Below are 25249 nucleotides of genomic sequence, written 5' to 3' on the forward strand. Positions count from 1 at the left end.
TTACCCGGATGCTATAAATTACTTGTGCTAAAATACGACACAGTAATTAAAAATAATTCTGAACTAGAAAAGAGCTTTTAAATGGCAATTTTTAAAATGTATGCTCCCTTTTTCAGTGGAAGTAATTGGATTCACGTACTGACCAGTGGCAAAGATTGGCTCGTCATCTTAACCCTGATTCTAATGGAATGCTTGCTTTCTGTTGATAATGCAGTCGTTTTGGCAGCTCAAACCAAGGTTTTGCCTGACAAGAAACAACAGGAAAAGTCATTATTCTATGGTCTTTGGGGCGCATATATTTTTCGTTTCATTGTGATTGGCATTGGTACTTATCTGATCAATTTTTGGGAAATTAAATTAGCAGGAAGTCTCTATCTTTTCTATTTATCGTTCAAGTTTTTTTACGAGCAAAAGCATCCCCAAAAAAGAGCAGCCAACACAAAAATTACAACTGAAAAAAGTCCCAACCATGCTTCCAAAAAGGGCAAACATTTTTTGTCACTTTTCTGGCGGACCGTTATTTCAATTGAAGCAATGGATATCGTATTTTCAATTGATTCAGTTTTAGCTGCCCTAGCAGTTTCCAATAATCCGGTAGTAGTATTAATTGGTGGCATGATTGGTATCTTATGTATGCGCGGTGTTGCCGAAATCATAATCAAATTGATGGACATTATTCCTGAACTGCAACCGATGGCTTACGTTTTAATTGCTATCATTGCTCTTAAACTTTTATTGTCTTTACCACCGTTACATTACGAACTGCCTAATACAACTTTTGCCTTTATTGTGTTCGGTATTCTTCTCTTAACTATTGCTTTTCATTTTATACGAGCAAAAAAGAAAAGACGGAAACTATAATCTTTGTTCAACGTATTCTTTGAGCACAACTGCCTGGTTGTGCTCTTTATTCTTTGCACCATAAAGAAAAAGAACATCTTGTTTTGCAAGTTCGTCTTTCACTCGGGTGACAAAACTAACAGTCACAGGATTATGTTCTAATTCAGCAATGTACTTTTGCCTAAACTCAGGATATTTAGTATCATCGTGATTGAACCACTTACGCAATTCGGTGCTGGGACCAATTTCTTTGACCCACTCATCCAAATTAGCATCTTTTTTGCTTTTGCCTCGTGGCCACAGACGATCAACTAAAATGCGGTAGCCAGCAGGCTGCTCATGTTCGTAAATGCGTACTAATTTTATCTTTGTCATTGTAATATCTCCTTTTAGTTTAAGTTTACTACACGGAAGAAAAAATGAATTATTCAACTTATTTCTCTAATAAATCAACTGCTGCCATTACTAAAGATTTGATTGGCAGACCATTAACATATAATGATGGCCAGAATATAATGGGGGGCTATATTGTAGAGGCTGAAGCTTACTTAGGCGTTAAAGACCGGGCAGCACATTCTTATAGCGGTCATCGCAGTCCTGCTAATGAGGGTCTTTATCGTAAAGGTGGAACTATCTACATTTACGCCCAAAGACAGTATTTCTTTTTCGATGTCGCAACACAAGAATATAATGAGCCGCAAGGAGTTTTAATTAGAGCCATCGAACCAGTCTGATGCATAGAGCAGATGATTAAAAATCGTGCCGGCAAAAATAGGGTGCTTTTAACTAATGGTCCTGCGAAAATGATGCAGGCTTTTGGTATTCACAGTAAAAAGTGGAATTTACACTTCTTGTCTGATTCCCCATTTAAAATTGATTTAGATGATAATCATAAAAAGTGGGCTAAGGAAATTAAAACCAGTGCCAGAATTGGCGTTAGTCAATCCGAATTAGAATGGGCCAATAAAAAATTACGTTACTATGTAGCAGGTAATCCGTATGTTTCCAGAATGAAAAAAAGTGCCTATCAAAAGGATAATGGCTGGCAGTGAGAGCAGGATCCCAGTGGCCTTTTAAAATAGTAAAAGATAATAAATGAGATAATTATAAAATATTTTTTAAATAAAATTATTGACAAGTCACTCTTAATAGCCTATTATTTTTCTAAGTTAAATAATTTCCAATGCAATAGAGGTCGCGGTTGTTACGAAACTAATCTGAGTGAGCGAACACTTTGAAGATTAGCGTAAGAATTACTGCCGAAACAAAAATATTGTTCGTTTCAATCTTTTTGTTGGGCTGCAAGAGAATATTTTGCAGACTGTCCTGGTTCATCTCCAGGGAGCGCTATATGATTTGTTTAAAAAATAGATTATAACCTCGTTGTTTTTGACTAACAGCGAGGTTTTTGTTTACGCTTTTATTGTATTGGCTTTATTTGAAACATATTTTGTGGAGGTTTTCAAAATGAAGTCAAGATTTAAGTGGCTGGCTACCTTAGTTGCCTTATTCACCTGTTTGGGCATTGGGGCTAATTTTAGTCTGAATGAAGTTAACGCCAAAAAGGACGATGGTACGCTAAAAGTTGCCATGGAAGCTAATTATCAGCCGTACAATTGGACACAGACTAATAATGCCAATGGTGCTGTGCCAATTGAGGGTTCAAAAGAATACGCCAATGGTTATGACGTTAAAATTGCCAAAATTATTGGTCAAAAATTACATAGAAAAGTAGAAGTTGTTAAGACTGAATGGGATGGTTTACTCCCCGCTTTGACCAGTGGCAAAGCTGATTTGATTATCGCTGGGATGAGTCCAACAGCTGAACGTGAAAAAGCCATTAATTTCTCTAAGCCATATAGAAACAGTACTTTTGTGGTAATTACCAAGATTAACAGCAGATATGCTAATGCTAAAAAGCTGACCGACTTTAAGGGTGCCAAATTAACAGCGCAGCAAGGTACTTTCCACTATGATTTAATCAAGCAGTTAAAAGGTGCTAAGAGACAACCTGCTATGCGCGATTTTGCGGCTATGCGACAAAGTTTAATCTCTGGCACCATTGACGGCTATGTTGCCGAAGATACTGAATCAACTTCCTTTAAGATGGTTGACCCTGACATTAAGTCAATTCCTGTCAGCAAAATGGCTGGTTTCCACGCTACTAAGGAAGAATCTGTTACCTCAATCGGAATTGCCAAGCCTAACAAGGCGCTGCTAAAGAGTGTCAACCAAATTTTAGCTACTATTCCTCAAGCAAAAAGGGTTAGGTTAATGACTGAAGCTGTTAAGGAGCAGCCTAAAACTGATAATGATAAAAAAGGCAAAAAGGCTAAGGCAGAACCATGGTTAGTATCAATGTGGCGCCAATATGGCGGCATGATTTTAAACGGTATTGGTATGACGCTGCTTTTAGCCTCAGTTGGTACTGTTGCAGGTTTCTTTATCGGCCTGGCAGTGGGCATTGTGAGAACTATTCCTACACCAACAACCGGTGGTAAAAGATGGCTGCTTAAGTTTGTCAACTGGCTGCTTTCGGTCTACATTGAGGTCTTCCGGGGTACGCCAATGATGGTTCAAGCTGCTGTGATCTACTATGGTATTGCCCAATTCTGGCACCTGAACATTGACAGAACCGTTGCCGCACTAATCATTGTTTCCATCAATACTGGAGCATATTTAGCCGAAATCATTCGGGGAGGAATTATTTCTACACCTGAAGGTCAGTTTGAGGCAGCCAGTGCGCTAGGAATGACTCATAATCAAAGAATGTGGCACATTATTTTGCCACAAGCGATCAAGAATTGCCTACCTTCAATTACTAACGAATTTATCGTTAATATCAAGGATACTTCAGTTTTGAGCATCATCTCCGTATCAGAGTTGTTCTTCGTTGGTTCAACTGTTGCTAGTCAGACATTCAAGTTCTTCCCAACTTACCTGACAATTTCTGCTATCTACCTCATCTTGACCTTTACCATCACGAGAATTTTCAACTTAATTGAAAAACACCTCCAAGGAAGTAAGAATTACAACTTAATGGCAAACCAAGTTCAAGTGGGCACACCTAAAGACATGGAGGCTAAGAACTAATGACTGAAACAAACGAAACTATTTTAAGTTTAAAGCACATCAAGAAAACATTCGGTGAACACCAGGTTTTGAAAGATATCTCTTTTGACATTAATAAAGGTGAAATTGCCACCATTATTGGCCCGTCAGGTGGCGGTAAATCAACAACTTTGCGCTGCATCAATTTGCTTGAGGAACCAACTGCTGGTGAAGTTGATTTTCACGGCAAAAATGTTTTGGCACCAAACTACGATCGCAATATTTATCGTGCTAAAGTCGGCATGGTTTTCCAACAATTTGACTTGTTTGAAAACAAGAATGTTTTAGCTAATTGTATGGTAGGTCAAGAGTTAGTATTAAAACGGTCAAAAGACGAGGCTCGTAAAATTGCACTTGCTAATCTGAAAAAAGTAGGTATGGAGCAATACGTTAATGCTCGTCCCAACCAACTTTCAGGTGGACAACAACAACGGGTTGCGATTGCCCGCGCTATCTGCATGGATCCTGAAATTCTGTTATTTGATGAGCCTACTAGTGCTTTGGATCCAGAAATGGTCGGTGAAGTTTTAAGCGTCATGAAGAATCTGGCTACTACTGGTTTAACGATGATTATCGTAACCCACGAAATGGCGTTTGCGAAGGAGATTTCCGACCAAATGTTTTTCATTAGCGATGGCGTAATTACTGAACAAGGCACGCCAGATCAATTATTCAATCACCCGCAAAATGAAAAAACCGTCAAGTTTTTGAGTAATTTTCAGAATAATTAATAAGGTCTAATTGAATACAAAAAACTGGTAAATCTACGTGATGCATAACGTGATTAGCCAGTTTTTTAGTTTGCTTGTGGCTCTAAAAGTCCAATAATTTCCTGATTAAATTTAGTTGGCTCCTCCCACTGCGGGAAATGACCAGAACGGTCAAACCAAATCAATTTGCACGGACTAGTAATTTTAGCAGCATATTCTGCAGTAAATTGTGAGGACACATGATAGTCATGTCTGCCTTCACAAAAAGTGATGGGAATGGCAAAATGCAGAATATTTTCAAAATTAACGTCCATGAGTTCTTCCCAAAAATATTGAATTGACTGCTTCGAGCCTTGCAAACGATGAATTAAGTCTTTAAAAGAATAATCTTTAGCCGATATAAACGGCCAAATTAATTTACGGTAGTTTTTAGCGCCATAGATTGAACCGCCATAAGCCACAATCATTTTAGTTAATTTGAGGCTGGCTTTAGTTGGTTCATGTACAAAATCAAGTTGATCAAGTTTGGCAGTATTTTTCATTTTTGTTCGTAAAAAAGCTTTTTGTAAGTCAATATTCCTTTTCATATTAACCACTTGACCAATTCCGATATATTGCGTAACCAGGTCTGGATACATTTGAATAAAATAGAGTCCTAAAACCGTACCCCAAGAATGACCCATGATAATCAATTTATCCTGTTTTAACCGTTTTAATAAATAAAGCACAAACTGATGAATATCTGCCAAGATGGTGTCAATAGACAAGTTTTCTTCAGGCGAGAATTTGTAATACGATAGTCCACTGCCCCTTTGTTCCAGATTGACAAAGATAAAATGATCTTCTAGTTCGCTATTAAATTTTTTGGTCAAGGGGATGCAGGCATCTCCTGGTCCACCGTGTAAATATAAAATGATTGGTTTCCGGCCTTGTTTTGAACTAATTGAAAAATAAAGTTTAGTGCCGTTAATTTCTACGTTTTCTATTACTGGTGTGCTACTCATTTTTTGCCTATATTCATACAATCGATTATTATTATGCATACACTACTACTTTATTTAAGTATATTATTAATGTCTCTGCTTTGTAAATTGCAAATTATATTTACAAGACTGACACAATTTTTATCAAATAAAAGCTCGTAACTTTTACTACTCTAAACTAAAAAAACTATTGGAATAGCCAGCTGAGAAAACAGTAATAATTAAAAGGACTGAGACCGATATTATTTCGGACTCAGTCCTTAGTTAGAATAAGTGAGAATTTGTAGAAGAATAGACAGTATTTTTACTTAGTAAATCACTTCTTTCTTACACCTATTTATTAAATACTTCATAATCAATGGCATCAGCTGACTTTCCAACCATTAGTGCAGAATAAACGTCAGAATTAACATTTAAAATAGTTCTGAGCATCCCTACGAACCATTCGACTCCTGCAAAAATTGCTATACTTTCAACTGGTAATCCCATTTGAGGAACAATTATTGCTAGTGAAACCAAACCTGCTCCTGGAACAACAGCATTAGCAAGTGACACAAATGTTGATATTACAATAAGATAAAACACCTTATCTAAAGTAAAGTTAATATTATATAATTGCGCAATTGTAATCACCGTTATGGCCATATGCATGGCAGAACCATTAGAATTTAATGACATGCCTAATGGTAAAACCAAGTTAGTAATTCTGTCTTTTAAGCCCAGTTTGTTTTTAGCTTCATTCATTTCAATCGGTAAAGTAATTGCCGAAGAAGTAGTAGCTAAGGCCATAAGTGACATTTCTGACATATTGCTGATTAATTTAATTGGGTTAACTTTAAGATATAGAGATATAATTACAATCCAAATTAACAAATAAGCGAATGTTGCAAACCCATAGGAGAATAAGTATTTTATCAGCGGCAAAATTATTTTAATACCCAAATTGCTAATGGTAGAAGCAATCAGTGCAAAGATGCCTATTGGTGCAAAGAACATTACACAGGTTACTAATTGAATAATGACATCATTAAAGTCGATTATTAAGTCAAGCAATTTTGATTTAGGCTTTTTCTCCATAAATTTGCTTAATCCAATACCAAAAAATATCGCAAAAATAATAATCTGAATAATTGTTCCATTAGATAAAGATTCGAAGATGTTGCTAGTAAAAAAGCTTAAAATTGTTTCACTTAACGAAACGGACTTAACATGTATTGCTTTTTCAGCAACCTTGGTGAGTTGCACACCAATTCCAGGTTTAAATAATATTCCAACTAATACACCGAAAGCAGCAGCAAGTAATGAGGAGATTGCAAAAATGACAATAGTTTTAATTCCTAATTTGCTCAATTCATTAGGTTTAATACCTCCTACTGCTTGAATTATTTGACCCAGTACCAAAATTGGTATGGACATCTGCATTAATTTTAAAAAAATATCACCAATTATCTTTAATTGAACTGAAAAACTAGGTAATGCAAACCCAAATATAACACCAAGAATAACGGCTATCAAAATCTGATTAACCATTGACAACTTTACTTTTTTTCTCATGGTAGCACCTACGTTTCCTTATTTGTCAGTAATTAAGGTTCCAACATTTTCTGAAATATTTGGTAAATTAGAAATTGAAGTTATAATTGCTTTTCTATCTGGGTGATTTTTAACAAACAAAATAGCTGCTTGAATCTTAGGTAACATACTTCCTTTCGCAAATTGTCCCTGTTTTATATATATTTCAGCTTCAGAAACTGTAATATGATTCAAAGCTTTTTGATCTTTTTTTCCAAAATTGATGTAAACATTATCTACGGCTGTTAAAATTATTAAATTATCAGCTGAGATTCCTTCTGCAACTTTTTCAGAGCCAAAATCTTTATCAATAACAGCCTCTACGCCTTTAATTTTATTTTCTTCTATAATAACTGGTATACCGCCACCACCGGCAACGATTGGTACAATGCCAGCGTTAACAGTATCCTTAATAATATCCCCTTCAACTATTTTTACTGGCTTAGGAGAAGGTACAACTTTTCTATAGCCACGACCCGCGTCTTCAATAAATGTATCATTACTGTTTCTTTGAAGCTCAACCACTTCTTCTTTAGTATAAAAAGGACCTATAGGCTTGCTCGGAGATTTAAATGAAGGATCATTTTTATCAACTTCAGATTGAGTAATAACAGTCAGGGACTTAACATTTTCACCCAGCTCTTGAGACGCATTGTCCAAGCCCTGTTGAATCCAGTAGCCAATACTACCTTCAGTCATTGCTCCACAAGTATCTAGCTTGAATGCTGGATTCTTTTTTGAATTAGCAGCACTTTGTTGTAGTAACAAATTACCTACTTGAGGTCCATTACCGTGACAAATCGCTACCTTATTTCCAGCCATAATATATTCAACAATATAACGTGTAGCTCTATTAACCGTTTCTTTTTGCCCAATGTCTGTGGGATCCTTTTCTAAGATCGCATTTCCACCAAGGGCGATTACACTAGTTGCCATTATACAGCTGTCTCCCCTTTCTCTGAGTCAGTTGCCATTACAGCAAAGACAATCAAGCCAATTATTAGCAAACCACAACCTAAGTAAAAGCCAATTTCCATTTGTCCTGTTACATCTGCTAACCAGCCAGTAATATATGGTGCCAAAATAGAGCCAGACATACCTATAAAATTGTAGGCACTTAATGTAGTTGACAAAGAACCATAAGGTGCCTTTTTAGTTACATAAGCCACTATGATAGGATCAATCGCTAATTTACCCGTCAAGCCGTATAAGATCAACACTGCAATCAGCAAAGTTTTATTAGAAACGAAGGCAATTGCAAATACTGAAATGATTGAAAGTGGAACTAAAATATATATCCATTTCTTAGTGCTACCAGTTTTATCAGCTAATTTTGCAAAAATTAATGCTCCTGGTATTGAAGCCCAAGGTACCAAGGAAGAAATAAAGCCTACACTGCCACCTTGAAATCCTCTATTGGAAATTAAGAAAGATGGTAGCCAAGTAATAATCACAAAGTTAGCGTAAATACTGCAGAAGCAAAGAATAAAGGCTGCGACTAGATTCTTATCTGTAAAAATTTTTTTAAGGGAAACTTTTTCTTCTGGTTGTTTCTCCTGCTTTTCATTTTCTTTAGGTCTATAAACTTTTTCCTTTAAACATGTAAAGAACACTATCGCCAGGATAAATGTTGGAATTGCTACCACAAAGAATGGTACTTTCCAACTTTGATGGTTTTGTAAAACTAAATAGCTTGAAAGCAAGTATCCGCCAGAAGTACCAAAGGCCATCCCAGAATTGATAATAGCGGTACCTAAAGTAAGTTTATCTTGTGGAATAGCTTCTGATGACAAAGCGTACTGCGGACCATAATAAGAGGCTTGTCCCACACCCGCAAGGGCTCTAATAATTAAAAACAAAGTAAAACTTGCAGCAATTCCTGATAGCCAACTCATTACAGCTAATACAATAAAACCTATTGTAATCACTAATTTTCTTCCATACTTATCATCCAAAGCACCAAATGGTACCTGGAAAATGGCATAAGTTAAAAAGAAAATACTATTTGCTAATCCTAATTGCGTATTGTTTAAACCAAATTGCTTGCCAACGATGCCCATAATAGGATTGAAAATGGTTCGTGTACCATACATCAATATCCAGCCTAGGAAAAATATAATGACAACTCTTATCCAATAATTTTTGGAAACTTTTACGCCCTCTTCATCTTTTTTCATTATTCGCTCCTTTCATAGACTAAGGAGTGTTTAAACTAGCTAAAATTCCTAGTTTAATTCCATAACTCAAATCTTTGCCCGATGTATGACCAATTTCAAGAATGGAATTTAGCTCACTGTCTATATCTTTAAAATTATGGTTTTTAAAGGATTTATATAATTGATAAACTTTGGAATTAACATACCCTTGCGTTGCACAGATTAGATAAGCTTTACTAACGTCTGTAGTAAGCTTTAAATTATTTCTTATTTGTTTAACCAAACTAGATAAATAAGTATTTGCTTTATCGACAAGCAATAGCACAAAAATATATCCACAAAGAATATCATCACCACTTGGCGTTAATCCCTTTCCTCTACCAAGTAGCCAAGTAACAATTTGCTCTGCATTAAAATTCTTGAATGTAATCATTTCATCAGAGAATTTTTTTAATAAAGTATTATTAGGAATACCTATTCTTTGATCGACTTTGCAATTGTTTAAGACTTCTAAAGTTTTCTTTAATCCTTTTTCTGGAAAATAATTTAGAGGCTTAATTTTTAATTCGACTATATTAAAGTTTTTAACATCGATTCTTTTAATCCCGTCTTGCGTGTAAAAAACTATATTATTATCCAAAAATTTAACTATATTGTTTTCGGTTACACTTTGGATAACTGACTTTAAATTTTTTTCAGAAATATTTATGCCAAAACAAGACAGGTAATTATCAAAGCAACTTATATTTATTAGTCGCAAACCAACTTGAATATTAAGTGAATGTGCAAAAATTGAATGTACTCTGCCAATTTGACCAAATTTGTCAACAGGATAGATATAACTACTAATTTGATCAACACATGAATCAGTCAACTGTAATACCTAGAGTTTTAGCATAAGCTTCCAGAGCTTTTTCAAAGCAAGTCAACGGAGCTTTAACCGTACCAGCACCAATTTGACCGACGCCTGGCTTTTTATGTGCAATACCGGTATTAATAATTGGTTCAATCCCAGTTTCCACAACTTTTCTAATATCAATACCTAAATTTGTACCCTTAAAATCCCAAGTTGGGATGGTCCAATTAGGATTATGAGTTGTGTTAATTTTTTCCATTGAGTTAGAAATTCTTAATGCGTCTTCAAAACCGCCAGCGCCCACAAATCTGGTTACACCAGGAGCTGCTACCATAGCCATGCCACCGACACCAACAGTTTCCGTAATTGAAGAGTCACCAATATCCGGATTCGCATCATCTTCAGAAAATCCTGCAAAGTAAAGACCTTTAGGAGTATTTACAGGTGCCTTAAACCATTGGTCTCCCATACCGGCAATTCTGATACCAAAGTCACGTCCATTTCTAGCCATGGCAGTTACGATAGTTCCTTTTTGGTACTTTCTGGCGGCATCAGCAATTGACTTACCAGTAGCCATCATAATGTTAAGGAAAAACTGGTCAGTATCTGCCAAAAACTTAATTACGTCATACCTGTCTTTTTTACTAATATCCAATTCAGTAATAAGTGGTGCCATTGCACACAAGAAGTTGGCCGAAGCAGCAATATTCCTTTGATGAAATTCATCACCCATTGTAATTGAGCGAGCAATTAAGACATTTAAGTTAAGACCATCATCAGTTTTCTTCAAAGCTTTTGATAAAACTGGGCCTAGAACATCCCTCATCCAAACTAAACGATCAATAACCTCTTGAGAATATGCACCAAATCTTAATACCTTCCCAATACCTTCGTTCAAGGTACAATATGCTCTTGTATTATCCAATCTGTTTTCAACAATAACTACAGGCATATTACCTGAGGTAATGCCTCCCATTGGTCCTACTGCATGAACAGAATGACAAGGCATTAATTTTACTTCTCCATTTTCCAGTAACTTTCGAGCCTCAGATTCATTTTCTGCCCAGCCTTCAAATATAGCCGCACCAACACATGAACCTTGCATTGGACCTGTCATTTCCTTATAGGTAATTGGTGGGCCTGCATGTAACAGCGTTTTATTTTCTGTATTCAATTCTGGGATAACTGTTTTAGCTGGAACCACGTCAACTAAGAAAGGCTTGGCATCCTTAAATCTTTGGATTACTTTATCATTATCTCTATCAATTTCATCATCATATTTTTCTAAGGCATCGAGCAACCTGATCATTCGCTTATTGCCATTAGCACGTGGTTTCCAATTAAATTGAACAGTTTTGCCACCATATTTGACGATTGATTCATTAAAACTACTAATACCTACATTAATTACTCTTGGTTTTGTGGTTAATAATTCTTTTACATTATCATTAACTTTTGGTAAAGCAACCTTTTTACCAGTATAAGGTACGACTTTCTTATCTGGTTCAGATATCTGTATTCCCTTTAATTTCAAAGCTAATTGAACAGCTTTTGCATTACTCTTTTGAACCAAAACTCCATGATTTTTTAAGCGTTCAACTGTTTCGTCATAGTTTTGTGGATCTTTATTAGTTCCTACAACTGTAGCCACAAAGTAAAGTGGTCTGCCTTCTTTCTGAGCCTTGGCTTTTTCTTCATCAATTACAGGAATTAAAGCACCTGCCATGTCATCACTTGCACCATAACCCAAAACAACATCAAGCAAAATAACACCTGTATGTGGATCTTGACAATATTCGCGCATCTTATTAATGCGAACCTCAGGATCAATCATTGGGTGTGGCTTACCTTGGGTATAAACATCATCTCCCAAGTCAATGACATCATATCCATCTGTTTTTAGAATATAACCTTCTTCTTTAGTCAAATGACCTAAGTCAAGTGCTTCAGAAATTAACATGCCGGCTTCATTAGCTAAAGTACCGCCAGAATATAATCCCTTAATAGTTTTATCTTTTGATAAAGTTTTTACATTAGCTGGTAATTCAACTTTTTCAAAATAATTCTCTTTAACTTTTTGACCTGCTGCTAAGTCAACTGCTATTTTTGCTGTCTCTTCCAATGTATGTGCTAAGTACACATTACCCTCATAATGGGTAGGTCTTTCACCTAGAAAGTCTGCAACAACCGGTTTATTACAGCTTTCAAGGATTTCCATAACTTCATCTCTAACTTCCTTTGCAGGTGGCTTAGATATGACACAAATAACGTCTGTAGGTTCGTGATCTTCTAAAGCTGCAATAGCATCCTTAACAGTAATTGCATCTACTTTGTCGCTCAAATCGCGTCCACCAGTACCAATAGCGTGGATAACACCATTGCCCAGTCTGTCTATAATAGTAGTTACTTCTTGAATTCCAGTACCTGATGCTCCGACAATACCAATATTGCCTGGTGATACAACATTAGTAAATGCTAATGGAATACTTGAAATAATTCCTGTGCCACAATCGGGACCCATCATTAAAAGTCCCTTTTTATGAGCCAGCTTTTTTAGTTTGACTTCATCTTCTATAGAGACATTATCTGTGAAAGAGAACACATTTAAATCATGTCTTAAAGCCTTTTCCATTTCCGGAGCACCATATTCTCCAGGAATACTAAATAGGGCTAAATTTGCATCAGGCATTGCCTTTAGAGCATCATCCCAATTATCTACTGATTCAATTTCATTACCTGAATCATCTTTTTTAGTAGAAAGATCTTCAAGAAATGAATGGACTGCTGGTAAAACCTTATCCATAACTTTATCATCATCACTTCTAACAACTATCATTAAGTCATTAGGTGATGCAGCTTCAGCTTCTTCAGTCAATAAATTAGTATTATTTAAAATATCCTTGTTGGCTTCTGTACCCATCATTATTTGACTCATCTGAACTTCAGACAAATCATTAATCTTATTTGTCAATAACATAAGATTAATTGAATCTTGATAGTTATCTTTTAAGATCACCGTCTTAAGCATTTTCATACCTCCAATTTATTTATTAAGTTTTACAATTCACATTGTATGTAAGCTAATAAGCGCTTACAATGGTAAAAAAGTAAAACTATTTAGTCTTTTTTTATCCAAATGGATAAAGAAAAATAATTTAAGGAGATTTAGTATGAAACTATACGATCTGTTAGAATTACCCATTTTTAAAGAAAGCAAGCTTCTAACACCAAATTTGAAAAAAAATACTGAGATTAATTCAGTAATGGTATTAGAAGCTTTAGACATAGAAAAATGGTCACGTAAAAATCAAATGATTTTAACATCTTTTTATGCTTTACAGAAATTGTCATATGACGAAGTGAATACTTTTTTTAAAAAGATGGTGAAGATCGGAATTAGCGGCATTATAGTAAAAGTTGATAGACTTATTAAATTGGTACCACGTTGGTTTATAAACTTGTGCTATAAATATAGAATTCCGTTAATCAAAGTTGGTACTGAGTTAAATTATGAAAAAATTTTATTAGCGATATATCAACCAATTTTAAATAATCAATCACTAGTTTTGGAAAACTACTACAAAACAAGACAGAGGTTGATACCTTTAGCTGATAGTTTTGTCTCTTACGAAGTTCTACTAAGAGAGTTTAATAATATAACTCACTATCCCTGCTTGTTATATTTAGCATCAAACTCGACCTATTATAGAAGCAAAGACATGCCTAAAAATGTAGTGATTGATGAAGGGAGACCTTATACGGAAGAAGATTCTGAATTTGTCAAAAATAAATATTATTTATTTAGACTTGAATCATTTGATAATTATCAAACATATAATGCTACAAAAATTGAATTTACAAATAACAATACAACTGAAAATAATTCATTGTTAGTAATTCATGATTCTCAAAAATTAAGTGAATCAGACACAATGATTTTCGAAAATTTTATTGATATTATTCAAAATAAATTACAAACAGAGTATGCCCTAAAGCAAAAAGAATATGCTCATTTTAACAATATTGCAGACACTATATTGCAATATCCTGTTTTAGACGACAGAGAACTCGAAACTTTATTAGACGAAGTTAATTTAAACCATTATAAATATTATCAAGCCTGTGCTTTTTTTACTTCAGATTTGAGCAAAATAGAGCTTTATAATATCAGAACAATACTTCAAAATTGTGAAAGATATAGTATTTATTCTGAACATCGTGATTATATAATCATACTTTTTAATATTGAAGCCCTCTCCAATCAGCTAAACTCAGAAATAATTGAAAAGAAATTGTCTAAATATTTTAACCTTCACGCAAATCTTTCAGTTGTTATTAGCTCAGTCAAAACAAGACGCAACATGCAAACTATTTTAGATGAATGCTTAAAAGCCTTGAGTTTCAATTCAAAAATTTTCATTGGTCACGCTTTTTCAATAGAACACTTAGGAATATTTAGATACTTTTTATCAGTTAAAAATCCTAATGCTTTAAATAAATTTATCCCGCAAAACCTGATAGATTTAAAGAAGAAAAATAATGATTTATTTAGAACGCTAAAAGTGTTTTTTGATAGCAACAAAAATTACAAAAAAGCATCTGAAATACTATTTGTACATGAAAAAACAGTGCGTTATAGGATAAAAAAGATTCAAAATTTATTACACATTGATTTTGAAAATCAGATCGACTTGATCAATTATCAAATTTCAACTTATTTACTTAGTATGGAGAAAAATAATGAAACCTAATATTCAAAAATTATCAAATTCAATGCAATACACTATATGGATGCCTGAAACCCCAGTTTCTAACATCTTAATTTATTTTCACGGAGGTGGTTTAATATATGGAACACGAAACGATATTCCATACGCTTTAACTAGTACTTTCTTAAAAAAGGGGGTTGAAGTTATTACTCTAGATTACCCATTAGCTCCAAATTCATCCTTAAATACAATTTTAGAAACTTCTTTACAATCATTCTTAGAATTATATCAAACTATAATTAAGCCACAAAATTTCAATTACATGTTATGTGGTCGTTCAGCTGGGGGCTTCATTATGTTCTGGTTAGTTAACCAGATTATCAAACTAAGCACTATTAAAAACCCCACTAAGATTATTAATTTTTATGGCTATTATGATCTCAAAGATAGCAATCGGAGTAAAAAACTAACAGATAAACCTATTTCAAAAGATTTAATTCTCTCAATAAATATAACTAACTTTATTCATGATGACTCGGCTTTGTCCAGATATCCCCTATACTTATATTTAGTAGAAAAAGGCGAGTTGCAAAAAGCTTATGATATCAAAGAAAACGAAGTTAGCAGATATTCAATTACTAAAGCGGAGTTAAAAAAATTTCCTCCTATCTTTTCCGCTGCCAGTATATCAGACAAAGAAGTTCCCTTTAAGTACAGCAAATCATTAAAAGACCTCTCCCCAAATAATGTTTTTTACCCGCTTTATTACTTAGATCACGATTTTTTAAAAGAGGTAGACAATCCTCAAGTACAAAAAGTATTACAAAATTTAGAAAATTGGATTTAATAACTCACTAATAAAAGTCAAAATTATAATTTTTCAGGCTTTCACTTCTTTAAATCTCGATTCAGGGACAGAAAACTATTTGTTTTAATGTAACAGTATAATCAGTTGCGTAATCAATTCATTATTTCCTATGTCCAACACTTATATTGATAAGGATGTCAAGTAGATTCAGGAATATTAACTTCTATAAAAATTTAGTATTGCTGTAAAAATGATAAACCAGTATATATCAAATAGTCTGACGAACTTTATGCTAGAAAAAAAGTACCAAGCATTTTAATAGCTTAGTACTCAAATTATGTTAAATTCTAATCATTTTTATCTTCAACTTTGTAAAATTTAACTCGATTAATTAAGTAGTCAAATAAGAACACACAGATTAAATTAAAGACAATAATAAAGAGTATCAATAACGGGTGGTCTTCTTGCTCATCTGTCATATTTAACAAATATAAAGTTTCAAAACTAATAGGTACGCCTTGTAATGCCAAACAGTAAATTAAATCATTTTCGACTTGGTCAATAAATGTATCTTCTTTTACTTCAAACCAAGCTGTAGCAATTATTGTCATGATGAACGCACTAATTGACCATATTAAGTTAAAATTCAGCTTATTGGAGAAAAAAAGCGCCATTCCAAATGTACACAACAATAGTAAGGCGGCTCTTGCTAATTTCATTTTCATCTCATTTCCTATAACCTTTCTTTTTGATTTTTTAATTATTATATAATTTATAATTATAAATGAAATATAATGTTAATCAACAGTCTAATCAGTAATTGCAGTTAAATCATAAAAAATGCTGCACTTATTTCATGATATTTAGCACTAAATTTAATTTAATTTATTTTTAATTACTCACTTTACATCTTAACAGTTATGTACTAACCTATAAGTTATTATTATCATAAATATAACTGAGATTTTAAGTTAAATTAAAACTGCTTTTTTGTATCTGAAAAAAATTCAGAGAGACATAGAAAAGTTGATATCTGTGAAAAATTTAATATTGCTTTGTGCATAATAAATCTTGGCAATATCATGATTGGAGCTATTAATAATGATCAAAAACCAGACTACGATGAAAGAACAACTGCTAATAGATCATGGCTATAAATATTTATGGTTTATTGTATTAGGCGCATTCTTATTAGTTTTAATCTTACCGTTTTTCAAATCTGTTGATTTAAGCGTTGGCGCCTTAGGTCTTCTACTATCAGCTTTGGCGGAAGTATTGACAACATTTTTTCAACACAAACATATTACCTTTATTATAAGTTTGGTTTTAGGTTGGCTATTAGCTCTAATAATTTGTGTTATTCTGTTTTTTTACATTATGTGGGCTTCGGGCAACATGCTTTTTGTCAAATAATGAATTTAAATAAATATTGCCACAGAAAAGAAAGAACACGAAAACAGGCAAACCACTTAATTTGTGGTTTGCCTGCTTTTTAGTTGATGCTCAAATAGCAGTGTCCGCTTAATTCATCATCCAGCTAATCGATCTATTATATTATTCTTTTAGTATCCCGGTAATTAAAACTAATGAAGTTAGACTTTAAAAGCTGCGCGCTATTTATCGTGTTCTTTGTGCCATTCTTTAATCTGCTCCAGCCTCTTTTTAAAGCGGTCTTCATGACCCTGCGAGGTTGGCAAATAATATTCATGTCCCTCTAAACTTGGTGGCATAGTTTTCATTGTCGTTAACTTGTCTTTAGCATAATGCGCCAGCTGGTAACCTTTACCATAGCCCAAATCTTTCATTAACTTAGTTGGGGCATTGCGAATCTGCAAAGGTACTGGTTCATCAATAGTCTTCTTAACATCTTCTTCAGCAGCTAGTCTAGCCTTATAAACTGCGTTTGATTTCGGAGCAAGTGACAGATAAATCACAGCTTCCGTCAAATGCACATCACATTCCGGCATCCCTATAAATTGGCAAGCCTGAAAGACGTTGACCGCTACATTCAGTGCATTAGTATCAGCCAAGCCAATATCTTCACTGGCAAAGCGCACTAGTCTTCGTGCAATATAAAGCGGATCTTCTCCACCTTCAAGCATGCGCGACAGCCAATAAATTGCCGCGTTTACATCGCTGTTACGCATTGATTTATGCAAAGCTGAGATAATATTGTAGTGTTCTTCCCCGTCTTTATCATACAAGACTGACTTTTGTGTGATTAATTGCCCCAGACTATCCATAGTCACGGCGATCGTATTACCACTTTTGTTGCCATTTAAAACCGCCATCTCCAGCGTGTTTAAAGCAGTTCTGGCATCACCGTTGGCAAATTTGGCAATGGCTTTAACCTCCTGCTCACTGATTTTGACGGTAAATTTGCCAAAACCGTTAGGGTTGCGCAAAGCATTTTGCAATAACTTGATAATATCTTTGACTTCAAGCGGTTTTAAGACAAAAACCTTGCAGCGTGAAAGCAGTGCCGAATTAACTTCAAAGGAAGGATTTTCGGTCGTGGCGCCAATTAACGTGATACTGCCACGTTCAACATAGGGTAAAAAAGCATCTTGTTGTGCTTTATTAAAGCGATGGATTTCATCTACAAATACCAGCGTTTTTTGCCCCACTTCGTGTTCTGCTTCAGCCTGCTTCATAATTTTACGAATTTTAGTAATGCTGCTGTCAACCGCACTAAAATTAAAAAAGCTCGCTTGACTCTGCCGGGCAATTATTTCAGCCAAAGTCGTTTTGCCGACTCCCGGTGGCCCCCAAAAAATCATTGAGGAAACCTGGTCATTATCAATGATTTCTCGCAAAATTTTTCCCGGTCCCAGCAACTGTTCTTGTCCTACAAACTGATCTAGATTTTGGGGACGTACACGGTTAGCCAATGGTTCATTTTGCCCATTATTTGCAAATAATGATTCTTGCTTCATCATTACATCTTCTTTGTTTACTTCTAGACACTTACTAACCTAATTATACAAGTATTTGTACGCTAGCAAAAACAAATGAACATCTGTTTGCTCTGATTTTACTAACTAGTTTGCGTTATAATTATATTAGGTATTAAGTTACACATAATGAGGTGAAGATATGGAATTTTTTAAGAAAATTGGTCTTGGCTTAGCCGCAACAATGTTGACAATTAGTCCGCTGCTGCCAAGTCTAAATCATATTCAAACAGTGCAAGCTGCGCCAAAAACACAAAAACTAGCTAAAAACAGAATTACTTTAGTCAATGACGCACCCGTATATAATCAATATGGTCAAAGACTTAAAGCAAGAAAAAACGGAGATCTATCTAAAATTGAAGCAGATGTGAATGGATTCTGTTATGTTTCTTCTTTTGATATCGACTCCTTAGATTATTACGGCACAATAATGATTAATGGGCAAAAATACTATAAAATTGGTCAAGGAGAATATATTAATGACGGTGATGTCAATAACGTTAACGGCAAAAGCTCTAAGACCGGTAAGCTGGTTTTGAATCACAGATCTGCAATCTATACTAAAACCGGTAAGCTAAAAGGCAAGACTCTACCAGTTAAATCAGTCGTTAACTATCAGGGTCAGGTTAAGCAATCTCAATCTCAATCCAAGCAAAAATATTATTTTGCAAAATTTAACGTTTCTGAGCAAAAGGCAACCTTTTATTATTTGCCGACAGAAACAGTTAATGGTAAAGACTGTTATGCAATAGGGAAAAATCGTTATATTAGAGCAAATAACGTTGACAGTATAGATGGGTATCCTCTTATGTATAATGGCGTTACCTATGCCACTGTTCTCAAAAAGACGACAACTCAAACATTAACCAATGATTCTACTAAGCACGTTCTAAAAAAGGGTCAAAAAATTAAAGTTGATTTAGCGGTCCAGCCTTGGGCAGAAGACTTTGAAGGCTATATCTATCGCCTGCACGATTATCCTAACGAATATGTTGGTCAAAGTTACATTAAATTGAGAAACTATTTGCCAACATCAAGTTACGATGAACTTACATTCACCTATGTAAGGCCTAATACTACGACAAATACTAAATTCTATAATTTTGACGGTACTCCAACAGGTATCAGTTACAGGAACCGTAAGCAAAACCCCTTGACCGTTGATGGTCTTTATTACTTATGGGTACCTAGTGAAAAGAAAGCAGAACTGTTTTATCACTATTTAACCTACAGAATAGACAGAAACTATTTTGTTAATAACGATGGTACTGACCTTAAAAAACCAGAGTTTGACAAAAACAATAAACTAATTGAATCGACAGAAGATAAGATCCATTATACTAACAGCTTTGTCAAAGCTAGTGATGTTACTTTCGCCAGTGGAATTAAGCTTACCCCTCTCAATACTGCTAAAGACGCTGAGAACGATCAGAAAGTAGCAACAGATAAGGATAAGCAAGAATTGCAAAGAAAATTTGAGGAAAATAAGAATAACAAGAATGTTAAGTGTGAGCAACAAAGTGCAGTAAGTAATTATAATAACGCTTTGATGATTGCTTCTTCTATTTTACAATCTCCAAAAGCAACGATTGCACAAGTAAAACAGGCAATTTGGTTACTTGACACAACCAAAATTCAATTAAGTACTTTAAACTTCGCCGAATGGAGTTAAATTAAAAAATAGAGTTAGTCCACTTAAACAAGAGTGGTTTAACTCTATTTTTATGTTAATAATTTGGTTAACGCATAGCTAATCTAATAGTTCTGCATCGAGCAAGAACATGATTAGCATAGGTTTCTCCTTTATATGAAAAGCGCAGTTGATCAAAATATAATAAGTTACCATCTGACACAACTGGAAGAAACTCGCGTGGGTACATCAAATAAATATTCCAAAAGTATAAATATTCTGTATCACATAAATTCTCAATAATTTCTACTTGAGATTCAACCGTAGGTGAAATTTTTGTATAAAATTTAGAAAAATTTATATGATCATAATTAAAGTTTAGTACATAAAGCAATGTTTCTGCATCATACGGTTTTCTTCCAAAATCTTTCTCTTTTTCCGAACTTATTATTATTTGTTTGAAATATTTTTGCGCATAATCATCATATGAAAATTGCTCTAAATTAAATAAATCTACCAATTCTCTATAGATATGAAGTTTTTTACCATTAGTAACTACATGATCTGCTTCTTTTTGAATCTTTTCAAATTTAGAAATAACATATTCATCAGCACTTGCTTTATATTTTAATTTTTCTTGCTCTGACAATTGGCTGTTTATCTTCGTTTTTCTTCCATCATAAAGCTGACTAGCATATTTTTGTAATACAAATCTGATTAAGTCATTTGGCATCTCATATTCTGAAGACCCCACTACTTCAATAGCTACTTCTGCCATAAATGAATAGTCTTTTTTTGCTACATCCTTAGTGATAAAATAATAAAATTCTAGATAATCTTTCTTATTTTTTATATAAAATATAGATTTTAGTTCCTCTTTATTCTTTGAAGTTTCAATTAATTCTGCCATACTATGATTTGTTGCTAGGTCATCAATAAAATAAGAAGTAGGGTTCTTTTTAAAACTTATTCGTAACGAGTTATTTGTGAATAAAATTCTATTAATTAAATTTTCAATTTCTGTTTTACTTTTTCCTGCTTGCACAACTGAATGATTATTTAACAAATCATTATAATAATTTCGGTGAAACAAATACAAATAAATAATAAGCAATTCTTGCGTTAAGTAAACCTTATCAAGTTTATTCCTACCTATTAATTGATTCTGTACATAATTCAAATATTTATTAGCATCTCTGGCATTTTTTCTTTCATTAATAAAAATTTCGGCTATATCATTAAATTCAAAATCCCTAGTATATTTATAAAGATAAGACTTTTTGTCAGGATTTTTATAGTTTTGTAGATTATTTCTAATTTTCGTATTAATTAATTTTGTAATATTCTCCGATTGTAATTGCACAGGTAATCCGATTTGACGATCAATTATCTTACTTAAATAGTTATCTTCATTTTTACTTATTTTATCAAAATCACCTACAAAAATGATTCTTGTCTTTCCGTTAAGTTGGTTGAAGAACAAGTAAAGTTCGTTTTGTACATCCTTATGTAGTCTGTCAAAATCATCAACTATCAAAATCCTGGGGTGCTTTTTACGTTGCAAGTTTCTTTTATCTATCCACAATAATAACCTATCCATATCAAAAAATTTATTTTGATAATATGTAATTAAAGTTGTGATTAAGCACGCTACAACTACTAACCAACTTTTTTCATGATTACTAAGTTGCCTTTGAATAATAGTAATTGTTGATAAGTATGTACTAGCTACAACTGTTATAAAGAGCAGTGCAATATATAGAATTATCTTTAGCCAATAGAATCTTGGATGAATAGCTTCGAATATATTTTGAGCAAGTGAAGCTTTATTTTTAGGTTTCCATAATTCCAAATAAACAAATTTAAAATTGTTATTACTTACATTCTCAACTTCTTTCAAGTACTCGGTTTTTCCGCTTCCCCAAGTACCATTAAGAAAAAAAGTTTTAGGTTGCCCTTCTTCAAGCTCCTTTGCAAAAGCTTTAGCAACATTAGTAGTGTTAATTTTATCTATTTTCCAATCTTGATCCATGCTACCTCTCACTAAAAACTTCATTTTACTAATGGTCCCAATAACATTACTTTTTAGTCCAAAATTTATAAAGTCTAATGCAAAATAAAAACTGGACTAATATATCTTAAAATTATTTTGCAGGTAGAATCTAATGATATTAAGATTCACTTCAAACTAAGACTACTTTTTAAGTTCATTATATGCTGTTTTACACCTAAAATAGTTCAAAAAATTGCAGTTTACTTTTCAAAAATATTGAAAGCCACGCAAAAGTTTAGGTAATTTATATAATAAAACAATTTTAGACATCAGTTTAGGGTACAATGATATTAACATAAGCGTTTTTTGTGAGGTCATAAAATGAAATTTTTCAAGAAAGTTGGCATTGGCTTAACAGCCTTGGCTTTATCCACCACTCTATTTTTGCCATATACTGCTAACTCCCAAACCGTAGAAGCAGCTCAGAAAGCCAAAGGAAAAGTCACACTGCTTGAGAGTGATTATGTTTACAACCCGTCAGGCCATAAAATAAAATTGAAGCAAAATCGGGGTACACATAGCTATAACATTCCTAACGGCTTTAGTGCTGATCCCAAAGGCTATTTGATTACAGAAATGATAGTTTATGATGATGACAGTAGAACCAGTTATCCCTACTACGGCACTAAAAAAATTAACGGACAAAAATTTTACCACTTGGGACATAACTATTACATTAATAGTGCTAATGTTTTAAAAGTCAATGGGCGCAATATCACACAAGGTAAATTGACCATCAAACACGATGCACTGATTTACACCAAGACTGGCAAAACAATGGGAAAGAAACTAAGAACTAATACAGTTGTTAAGTACCAAGGAAAAGCTAAGTCTGCTACTAAAACACCCAAATATTTTTACTACCTTAATGATGTCGCAAGGTACTTCCAGCCCAAATACGTACCTACCCACAAAATAAAAGGAAAATATTTTTACTCTTTAGGACATAATAGTTATATTAAAGCAGCTAACGTCGGCTACATTAACGGTCACATTGCTCGCTACAACGGCGTTTCGTCAGCGACTGTTCTTAAGAACACATCCAGCATAACGGTAAATTATTCTGCCGTTAAACGTAAACTGAAAAAAGGACAGAAGATTAAACTTGATTTAACTGTTATTCCTTACCAAAATGACGGCTTTGAGGGTTATCTTTACAGACTGCATGACTATCCGGATGAATACGTTGATGAGGACAATGTTAAATTGAAAAAGAATTTGCCTATCATTGACTATCGCGACTTAGTTTATACTTACGTTACGCCAGTGACAGACAACAGCGTTGAACTTTATGACACATCTGGCAAGACAATTGGTAAACGTATTATAAAGCCGCAATACAGTAATCTAACAGTTGATGGCTTAATGTATCTCTGGGTACCTGAGGAAAATAAGGCGGAACTGTTTTATCATTGTTTAAATTACAGTGACGCTAGTGTGATTGATGCCAACCAACCAAACTCGGTGCCAAATTCAGAACCAACTTACCCTGCAAAAAAGCAAGCATTAATCTATGGCAATAGCTTTATTAAGGTGAATGATGTGAAATACGTCAGCGGGTTAAAGCTAAAAGCACTGAATACGATTGAGCAGGCTGAAAATGGGCAAAAGATTGCGACAGGAGCTGACAAGCAGGAACTGCTCACACTTTTTAACGAAGGAAAAGATATAGCACAAAATAGCTCTTATGATAATCTCATGTCTAATTATGATTGTGCCTTAAGAAACGCTTCTGCTATTTTAAGGTCTGATAAGGCAACTGTCACGCAAGTAGATGAAGCTGTCTGGTACGTTAAAACCGCTAAAAAGCAGCTGACAACTATGTCTACCCCTCCCGGTGATTAAATGGCTACTGGCCGGAGCAATATTAGTTTTACAAAAATAGTCCAAGCAAATATAATAGACAATATGTAGAGCATGGCAAAAACGATACTATCAGTTTAATGCTGGTTCATTAGCTACTAATTATTAAAAAACAGCTATCAACTGATAAAAAGTTGCGACAAGCCTAGCGATAAAGGATATTGAAATCAAATTTAAAGGAGTAAATCAAAGTGAAATTACATAAAAATATTATTGTTGCAGCTGTTGCGGGTATTACCGTTTTAGCGCCAGTTATTAGTCAAACTTCAGCTGTTTTAGCAGATGTAGCTGCAACTAACGAAACAAATACTAATACCAACACTAATACAAATAATCCAGATACAAGTGCAACAGATAAAACTGAAACTCCTGTAGCTGAACCAATTTCCCAACCTATCCAAGATAATGATCCCGAGCCTAAGACCAATATCCACAAGACTAAGAAGACCTGGTCAAAACGCCATCAGAAAGCAAATAATTATTTCAATAAGAACGTCAAGAAGGGGCAAAAGTTAACGAATAAGACTAAAAAATTAGCCCTATACAAGAAGATCTTGAAGCATTTTAAAAATTATAAGACTAAGTATGCCAAGACTTTCAAGAATTATCTTAACGCTGAAATTAAGTGGTTAAACAGACAAATTAAATTGGAAAATGTTCCTACTACTAAACCATCGGGTGATTTGAAGCCACAACCTGTAAATCCTCCTAAGAAGAATAAGGTTAAGAAACATTATGGTTGGAGTGATGTAATAGCATATGAGGATTATTTAAATGATTATAGCTATTATAAAAAGGGTCCAAATAAATACAATATACCTTATGTAAAAAAAGATATTAAAGCTTTGAAGAAACGGGGTTACAAGTTTAACGCTGACTTATCCGATAAGAGTTATAAAGAACATAACAAGAAACTGGCAAAACGTGAGGGTAACCTGTGAAGATAAACTTATTAATGAAGGCAAATTAAAATAATTTTCAGTGCCCTAACTAATAAAACAAAA

The 25249-nt window shown here is 33.9% G+C and carries 19 protein-coding genes and 1 pseudogene; 10 read left to right on the plus strand and 10 right to left on the minus strand.

Features of this window, described 5'->3' with window-relative positions; genetic code table 11:
• Positions 1-81: 81 nt before the first annotated feature.
• Positions 82-861 carry a TerC family protein gene (locus tag LACWKB10_RS07740; protein ID WP_034980839.1) on the plus strand — a complete coding sequence of 260 codons (780 nt, stop codon included), beginning with the start codon at positions 82-84 and terminating at the stop codon, positions 859-861.
• Here the strand turns inward: LACWKB10_RS07740 and LACWKB10_RS07745 are convergent.
• Positions 856-1215: a DUF488 domain-containing protein gene (locus LACWKB10_RS07745; RefSeq protein WP_034980841.1), complete on the minus strand. Its 360-nt coding sequence runs from the start codon at positions 1213-1215 to the stop codon at positions 856-858. The genes LACWKB10_RS07740 and LACWKB10_RS07745 overlap by 6 nt on opposite strands.
• Before the next feature lie 44 nt (positions 1216-1259).
• Between LACWKB10_RS07745 and LACWKB10_RS07750 the strand changes: the two are divergent.
• The 3 genes and pseudogenes from LACWKB10_RS07750 (at position 1260) to LACWKB10_RS07760 (ending at position 4682) form a co-directional block, all read left to right on the plus strand.
• A pseudogene (locus LACWKB10_RS07750) lies at positions 1260-1892 on the plus strand (DNA-3-methyladenine glycosylase).
• A gap of 415 nt (positions 1893-2307) precedes the next feature.
• Positions 2308-3933 (plus strand): ABC transporter substrate-binding protein/permease, encoded by a 1626-nt coding sequence (locus LACWKB10_RS07755; RefSeq protein ID WP_034980843.1) that lies wholly within the window; start codon positions 2308-2310, stop codon positions 3931-3933.
• A complete protein-coding gene (locus tag LACWKB10_RS07760; protein ID WP_034980846.1) occupies positions 3933-4682 on the plus strand; it encodes an amino acid ABC transporter ATP-binding protein in 750 nt (249 codons plus the stop codon). Before LACWKB10_RS07755 ends, LACWKB10_RS07760 begins: the two co-directional genes overlap by 1 nt.
• A gap of 65 nt (positions 4683-4747) precedes the next feature.
• Here LACWKB10_RS07760 and LACWKB10_RS07765 read toward each other — a convergent pair whose 3' ends face one another.
• The 6 genes from LACWKB10_RS07765 to fdrA all read right to left on the minus strand — a co-directional run bounded on the left by LACWKB10_RS07765 (position 4748) and on the right by fdrA (position 13256).
• A complete protein-coding gene (locus LACWKB10_RS07765) occupies positions 4748-5665 on the minus strand; it encodes an alpha/beta fold hydrolase (protein WP_034980960.1) in 918 nt (305 codons plus the stop codon).
• A gap of 312 nt (positions 5666-5977) precedes the next feature.
• Complete coding sequence (locus tag LACWKB10_RS07770) at positions 5978-7198, minus strand: dicarboxylate/amino acid:cation symporter (RefSeq protein ID WP_034980848.1); 1221 nt, start codon at positions 7196-7198, stop codon at positions 5978-5980.
• A gap of 18 nt (positions 7199-7216) precedes the next feature.
• Entirely contained in the window at positions 7217-8152 is a 936-nt protein-coding gene (arcC, locus tag LACWKB10_RS07775; RefSeq protein WP_034980851.1) for a carbamate kinase, read from the minus strand.
• The gene (locus LACWKB10_RS07780) at positions 8152-9393 is read right to left on the minus strand and encodes an MFS transporter (RefSeq protein WP_034980853.1); all 1242 of its coding nucleotides are present in this window, start codon (positions 9391-9393) and stop codon (positions 8152-8154) included. The genes arcC and LACWKB10_RS07780 overlap by 1 nt, the downstream gene beginning before the upstream one ends.
• A gap of 19 nt (positions 9394-9412) precedes the next feature.
• Positions 9413-10246 carry a DUF2877 domain-containing protein gene (locus LACWKB10_RS07785; protein WP_034980856.1) on the minus strand — a complete coding sequence of 278 codons (834 nt, stop codon included), beginning with the start codon at positions 10244-10246 and terminating at the stop codon, positions 9413-9415.
• The gene (gene fdrA, locus LACWKB10_RS10040; protein WP_034980858.1) at positions 10239-13256 is read right to left on the minus strand and encodes a DUF1116 domain-containing protein; all 3018 of its coding nucleotides are present in this window, start codon (positions 13254-13256) and stop codon (positions 10239-10241) included. Before fdrA ends, LACWKB10_RS07785 begins: the two co-directional genes overlap by 8 nt.
• Before the next feature lie 142 nt (positions 13257-13398).
• On the opposite strand from fdrA, the gene LACWKB10_RS07795 reads away from it, so the two are divergent.
• Together LACWKB10_RS07795 and LACWKB10_RS07800 are read left to right on the plus strand one after the other, a co-directional pair.
• The gene (locus LACWKB10_RS07795) at positions 13399-14979 is read left to right on the plus strand and encodes a PucR family transcriptional regulator (protein WP_034980861.1); all 1581 of its coding nucleotides are present in this window, start codon (positions 13399-13401) and stop codon (positions 14977-14979) included.
• Positions 14969-15784 (plus strand): alpha/beta hydrolase, encoded by an 816-nt coding sequence (locus LACWKB10_RS07800; protein WP_034980863.1) that lies wholly within the window; start codon positions 14969-14971, stop codon positions 15782-15784. The genes LACWKB10_RS07795 and LACWKB10_RS07800 overlap by 11 nt, the downstream gene beginning before the upstream one ends.
• A 308-nt stretch (positions 15785-16092) precedes the next feature.
• Here the strand turns inward: LACWKB10_RS07800 and LACWKB10_RS07805 are convergent, their stop codons facing one another.
• A complete protein-coding gene (locus tag LACWKB10_RS07805; RefSeq protein ID WP_152560580.1) occupies positions 16093-16464 on the minus strand; it encodes a hypothetical protein in 372 nt (123 codons plus the stop codon).
• 382 nt (positions 16465-16846) lie between these two features.
• On the opposite strand from LACWKB10_RS07805, the gene LACWKB10_RS07810 reads away from it, so the two are divergent.
• On the plus strand, positions 16847-17158 hold the full coding sequence (locus LACWKB10_RS07810; RefSeq protein ID WP_034980868.1) for a hypothetical protein: 312 nt from the start codon (positions 16847-16849) through the stop codon (positions 17156-17158).
• A gap of 200 nt (positions 17159-17358) precedes the next feature.
• Here the strand turns inward: LACWKB10_RS07810 and LACWKB10_RS07815 are convergent, their stop codons facing one another.
• Positions 17359-18681: a replication-associated recombination protein A gene (locus tag LACWKB10_RS07815; protein ID WP_034980870.1), complete on the minus strand. Its 1323-nt coding sequence runs from the start codon at positions 18679-18681 to the stop codon at positions 17359-17361.
• Between the two features lie 160 nt (positions 18682-18841).
• Between LACWKB10_RS07815 and LACWKB10_RS07820 the strand changes: the two genes are divergently transcribed.
• A complete protein-coding gene (locus tag LACWKB10_RS07820; protein ID WP_034980872.1) occupies positions 18842-20371 on the plus strand; it encodes an SLAP domain-containing protein in 1530 nt (509 codons plus the stop codon).
• Between the two features lie 67 nt (positions 20372-20438).
• Here LACWKB10_RS07820 and LACWKB10_RS07825 read toward each other — a convergent pair whose 3' ends face one another.
• On the minus strand, positions 20439-22361 hold the full coding sequence (locus tag LACWKB10_RS07825; protein WP_034980874.1) for a P-loop NTPase fold protein: 1923 nt from the start codon (positions 22359-22361) through the stop codon (positions 20439-20441).
• Positions 22362-22703: 342 nt separating this feature from the next.
• On the opposite strand from LACWKB10_RS07825, the gene LACWKB10_RS07830 reads away from it, so the two are divergent.
• Both LACWKB10_RS07830 and LACWKB10_RS07835 read left to right on the plus strand, forming a co-directional pair.
• Positions 22704-24227, plus strand: a complete 1524-nt coding sequence (locus LACWKB10_RS07830) for an SLAP domain-containing protein (RefSeq protein WP_034980876.1) — start codon at positions 22704-22706, stop codon at positions 24225-24227.
• A 209-nt stretch (positions 24228-24436) separates the two neighbouring features.
• Complete coding sequence (locus LACWKB10_RS07835; protein ID WP_034980878.1) at positions 24437-25186, plus strand: hypothetical protein; 750 nt, start codon at positions 24437-24439, stop codon at positions 25184-25186.
• Positions 25187-25249: the final 63 nt, after the last annotated feature.

Origin of the sequence: Lactobacillus sp. wkB10 (genome assembly GCF_000760615.1) — a bacterium.
Lineage (GTDB): Bacteria > Bacillota > Bacilli > Lactobacillales > Lactobacillaceae > Lactobacillus > Lactobacillus huangpiensis.